Source organism: Ramlibacter sp. (genome assembly GCF_035706265.1).
Lineage (GTDB): Bacteria > Pseudomonadota > Gammaproteobacteria > Burkholderiales > Burkholderiaceae_C > Ramlibacter.
This window is the reverse complement of the sequence record NZ_DASSVG010000110.1, coordinates 1-4,725: the sequence shown is the minus strand read 5'-3', so window position 1 is coordinate 4,725 and position 4,725 is coordinate 1. Positions and strand designations below refer to the sequence as shown.

Sequence of the window (4,725 nt, the reverse complement as noted above, 5' to 3'; positions counted from 1 at the left end):
GTAGCCGGCGGCCTTCTTGGCCTGGATCTCGACCTGGGCGTCCGCCGGGATCAGTTCGGCCGGGATGTCCACGCGCTCGCCCACTTCGATGCCGGAATTCGTGATCGCGTCGTACTTCATGTTGCTCATGGAGACGAGCCGGTGGATGCGGCGCACGCCCAGCCAGTGCAGCACGTCGGGCATCAGTTCCTGGAAGCGCATGTCCTGCACCCCGGCCACGCATTCGGTGCGGGCGAAGTACTGGTCGGCCGTGTCGCCGCCAGCCTGGCGCTTGCGCGCGTTGTAGACCAGGAACTTGGTCACTTCGCCGAGCGCACGGCCCTCCTTGCGCGAGTAGGCCACCAGGCCCACGCCACCGCGCTGGGCGCCCTGGATGCATTCCTCGATCGCGTGCGTGAGGTAGGGCCGGCAGGTGCAGATGTCGGAGCCGAACACGTCGGAGCCGTTGCACTCGTCGTGCACGCGGGCGGTGAGTTCGACTTCGGGGTTGGCCAGGTCGCGGGCGTTGCCGAAGATGTAGACCGTCTGGCCGCCGATGGGGGGCAGGAAGACCTCGAGGTCGCTGCGCGTCACCAGCTCGGGGTACATGCCGCCGGTCTCCTCGAACAGCACGCGGCGCAGGTCGGATTCGCTGCAGCCGAAGCGCCTGGCGACGCCGGGCAGCCACCAGACGGGCTCGATCGCCGCCTTGGTCACGCAGGCGGCGCCGCCTTCCATCAGGAAGCGCCCATCCGGCTTCAGCCGGCCCTTCTGCAGCCCCTCGATCACCTCGGGCAGGATCACGTGGGCCTTGGTGATCGCGATGGTCGGCCGGATGTCGTAGCCCTGCTTCAGTTCGTCGGCGAACACCTCCGCGACCTGCGCGCCCCAGGGATCGAGGCTCACGATCTTGCCCGGATCCGTCCATTGGGGGTACGGGCCGATCACGTCGGTGGGGGCGGTGTTGGTGAGGTCGGCCTTGTGCTCGCGCTTGAGCGCCCCGGCCGCGACGGCCAGCGCGCGGTAGACGCTGTAGGAGCCGCTGTGGGTGCCGATCACGTTGCGGTGGCTGCGCTTGGTGGTGGTGCCCACGATGGGGCCGCGCTCGGCCGGCGTAGCCGCGCCCCACTGGATGGCCGGCGCGCCGTGGCCGCCGTGGTGCGAGGTCAACCGGATGTGGCGGGGGGCGGATGCTTCGGAGGCCATGACGTCCTGCGGCAAAGGTGTCACTCTAGCAAAGCTGGGGTGGGTTGGCGCGGGGGGCCGCGTTCTTGTCGGCTGCAATTCGCAGGCTGGGCGGCGCCAGCCGTCGACGCTGAGCGCGAAGCGCGCGAAGCCCAGCGATGCCGGCGGCAACCAGCCGACGCGCCGCTACTCGCCGAACTGCCCCTCGATCGCCGCGCCGATCCCCCAATCCGCCGCCACCACCCCCTCCCGAATGAACCGGTGCAGGCTGGAGTGCGGCCACTCGACCGCTCGCGACACCCACCCGTGCTTCACCGGGTTGTAGTGGATGTACTCCACATGGCGCTGGAAGTCCTCCTCGTCCCGGATCTGGTGCTCCCAGAAGCGGCGCTGCCACACGGAGCGCTCCCTCTTGCCGCCGCGCGGGCCCGCGGCTGAATCCTCGAGGATGCCCTTGGCCATGAGCAGGCGCGTGAACGTCTGCTTCACCAGCATCCAGCGCGTGGAGAAATCGCTGTCGTCCACTGGCAGGCGCCACAGGGCATGGAGGTGCTCGGGGAGCACCACCATGGCCTCGATGTCGAACGGGTGCCGGGCCTTGACCTGCCTGACGGCGGCGCGAAGGTCGTCCACGTGGTCGACCAGCCAGCGGGCGCTGCGGTCCTGCAATGCCAGGGTGAAGAAGTAGGTGGCACCGGCGGCGTCGGCGCGGATGTAGGTACGCATGGTGTGCGTACAACGCGGGAGAAGGGGCGGGGGCTGGTGAGGTATTACCGCCGGAGAGTGGGGCTTCTGGCAGCTCGCTTGCTGGGCTTCGCTTCCGCTCAGCTTCGGCGGCTGGCGCCGCCCCAGCCTACGTCTCAGCTTCGGCGGCTGGCGCCGCCCCAGCCTACGTCGGCTGGCGCCGCCCCAGCCTACGTGGAAGCGCTTCGCGGACTGGGGGCGCTATCAGCGCGCCTCAGCGCCTCTTGCCCAGGATGCCGCCCAGCACGCCCCGGACGATCTCGCGGCCGACGGAGCTGCCGACGGTGCGGATGGCGGACTTGGCGAAGCTTTCGACCAGGCCCTCGCGCTTGCCGCCGCGGGGGCCGGTCGAGCCGAAGAGGATGTCCGACAGGCCGCCCAGCACGTTGCCGCCGGCGGCATCGCCCGCGCTGCCAGCCGGGCCAGAACCGGCACCGGCTGCGACCCCGCCCGGCCCGCCCGGCACACCACCGCCCGCAGGCGACGAGGCCGCCGCCCGCCCCTTCAACTTCTCGTAAGCGGATTCGCGGTCCACCGTCTGCTCGTACACCCCGGCCACGATCGAATCGCGCAGCAGCGCCTGCCGCTGCTCGGGCGCGATCGGGCCGATCCGGCTGCCCGGCGGCACCACGAACAGGCGCTCGGTGACGCTCGGCCGGCCCTTCTCGTCGAGGAAGCTCACCAGTGCCTCGCCGACGGCCAGCTCGGTGATCGCGCTCGCGATGTCGAGGCCCGGCTTCTGGCGCATGGTTTCCGCCGTCGCCTTGACCGCCTTCTGGTCGCGCGGGGTGAAGGCGCGCAGCGCATGCTGCACCCGGTTGCCCAGTTGCGCCAGCACGGAATCGGGGATGTCCAGCGGGTTCTGCGTCACGAAATAGACGCCCACGCCCTTGGACCGCACCAGCCGCACGACCAGCTCGATGCGCTCCACCAGCACCTTGGGCGCCTCGTCGAACAGCAGGTGTGCTTCGTCGAAGAAGAACACCAGCTTGGGCTGCTCCAGGTCGCCCACCTCGGGCAGCGTCTCGAACAGCTCCGACAGCAGCCACAGCAGGAAGGTGGCGTACAGGCGGGGCGCGTTCAGCAGCTTGTCCGCCGCCAGGATGTTGACCACGCCGCGGCCCTGCGGGTCCGTCTGCAGGAAGTCGGCGATGTTCAGCATCGGCTCGCCGAAGAAGCGGTCGCCGCCCTGCGACTCGATCTGCAGCAGCCCGCGCTGGATCGCACCCACGCTGGCGGCGCTGATGTTGCCGTACTCGGTGGTGAACTGTTTCGCGTTGTCGCCCACGTGCTGCAGCATGGCCCGCAGGTCCTTCAGGTCCAGCAGCAGCAGGCCGTTGGCATCGGCGATCTTGAAGACGATCTGCAGCACGCCGGCCTGGGTCTCGTTCAGGTTCAGCATGCGCGCGAGCAGCAGCGGCCCCATGTCGGAGACCGTGGCACGGACCGGATGGCCCTGTTCGCCGAAGACGTCCCACAGCGTGGTCGGGCACGCCAGCGGCTCGGGCTCGGGCAGGCCGCGCTCCTTGACGGCCTGCGCCAGCTTGCCCTCCAGCCGGCCGGCCTGGCTGATGCCCGTCAGGTCGCCCTTGATGTCCGCCAGGAACACCGGCACGCCGATGCGGCTGAAACTTTCGGCCAGCTTCTGCAGGGTGACGGTCTTGCCGGTGCCGGTGGCGCCGGTGACGAGCCCATGCCGGTTGGCCAGCGCCGGCAGCAGGTGGGCCTGGGTTTGACCGTGTTGCGCGATGAGGAGCGGTTCCGGCATGGTGCGAAAAGTAGAATGTTGTTCTTCGTAGAGTACAGCACAAGCGCAGAAGAGGACGAATCCGTGGCCGGACACAGCAAATGGGCAAACATCCAGCACCGCAAGGGACGCCAGGACGAGAAGCGGGGCAAGATCTGGACGCGCGTCATCCGTGAAATCATGGTGGCGGCGCGCCAGGGCGGGGGCGACCTGTCGGCCAACCCGCGCCTGCGGCTGGCGGTGGACAAGGCCAAGGCGGCCAACATGCCGGCCGACACCATCAAGCGCAACATCGACAAGGCCACCGGCAACCTCGAAGGCGTGAGCTACGAGGAAATCCGCTACGAGGGCTACGGCATCGGCGGCGCGGCCATCATCGTCGACACCATGACGGACAACAAGGTCCGCACCGTGGCGGAAGTGCGCCACACCTTCAGCAAGCACGGCGGCAACATGGGGACGGAGGGCTCCGTGGCCTTCCAGTTCAAGCATTGCGGCCAGCTGATCTTCGCCCCCGGCACCAGCGAGGACAAGGTGATGGAAGTGGCGCTGGAGGCCGGCGCCGACGACGTGATCGCGGACGACGACGGCGCCATCGAGGTGCTGACGGCACCCGGCGAGTTCGAGAAGGTCCGCAACGCGCTCGAGGCCGCGGGCCTGAAGCCCGAAGTCGCGGAAGTGACGATGCGGCCGGAGAACACGATCGAGCTCGCCGGCGAGGATGCCGCGCGCATGCAGAAGCTGGTCGACCTGCTGGAAGACCTCGACGACGTGCAGGCGGTCTACCACAACGCCGAGATCGAAGAAGCGTGAAGGCCCCAGCGTGAAAGTCCTGGTCATCGGCGGCGGCGGCCGCGAGCACGCGCTGGCGTGGAAGCTGGCGCAGTCGCCCAAGGTGCAGGCGGTCTACGTTGCGCCCGGCAATGGCGGCACCGCGCTCGATCCACGGCTGGAGAACGTCGCGATAGCGGACCTGCGGGAGCTGCGCGACTGGGCGCTCAAGGAGAAGATCGCGCTCACCGTGGTCGGCCCCGAGGCCCCGCTGGCGGCCGGCGTGGTGGACGACTTCC

At 69.3% G+C, this 4,725-nt stretch carries 4 protein-coding genes and 1 pseudogene; 2 read left to right on the top strand and 3 right to left on the bottom strand.

The genetic code is table 11. The annotated features are described in order from the left end of the window. From VFM98_RS04270 to VFM98_RS04260, 3 genes are all read right to left on the bottom strand, one after another. Positions 1-1,185: GTP cyclohydrolase II (locus VFM98_RS04270; RefSeq protein WP_325108661.1), on the bottom strand; the 1,185-nt coding region annotated here is incomplete at its 3' end. Positions 1,186-1,350: 165 nt separating this feature from the next. Then, positions 1,351-1,890, bottom strand: a complete 540-nt coding sequence (locus tag VFM98_RS04265; protein ID WP_325108660.1) for an REP-associated tyrosine transposase — start codon at positions 1,888-1,890, stop codon at positions 1,351-1,353. A 232-nt stretch (positions 1,891-2,122) separates the two neighbouring features. Continuing rightward, positions 2,123-3,676 carry a DUF853 domain-containing protein gene (locus tag VFM98_RS04260; protein ID WP_325108659.1) on the bottom strand — a complete coding sequence of 518 codons (1,554 nt, stop codon included), beginning with the start codon at positions 3,674-3,676 and terminating at the stop codon, positions 2,123-2,125. A 63-nt stretch (positions 3,677-3,739) separates the two neighbouring features. Here VFM98_RS04260 and VFM98_RS04255 point away from each other — a divergent pair, with 63 nt between their 5' ends. Together VFM98_RS04255 and VFM98_RS04250 are read left to right on the top strand one after the other, a co-directional pair. After that, entirely contained in the window at positions 3,740-4,468 is a 729-nt protein-coding gene (locus tag VFM98_RS04255) for a YebC/PmpR family DNA-binding transcriptional regulator (protein ID WP_325108658.1), read from the top strand. 10 nt (positions 4,469-4,478) lie between these two features. Then, positions 4,479-4,725, top strand: a pseudogene (locus VFM98_RS04250) (phosphoribosylamine--glycine ligase N-terminal domain-containing protein); the annotation flags it as partial.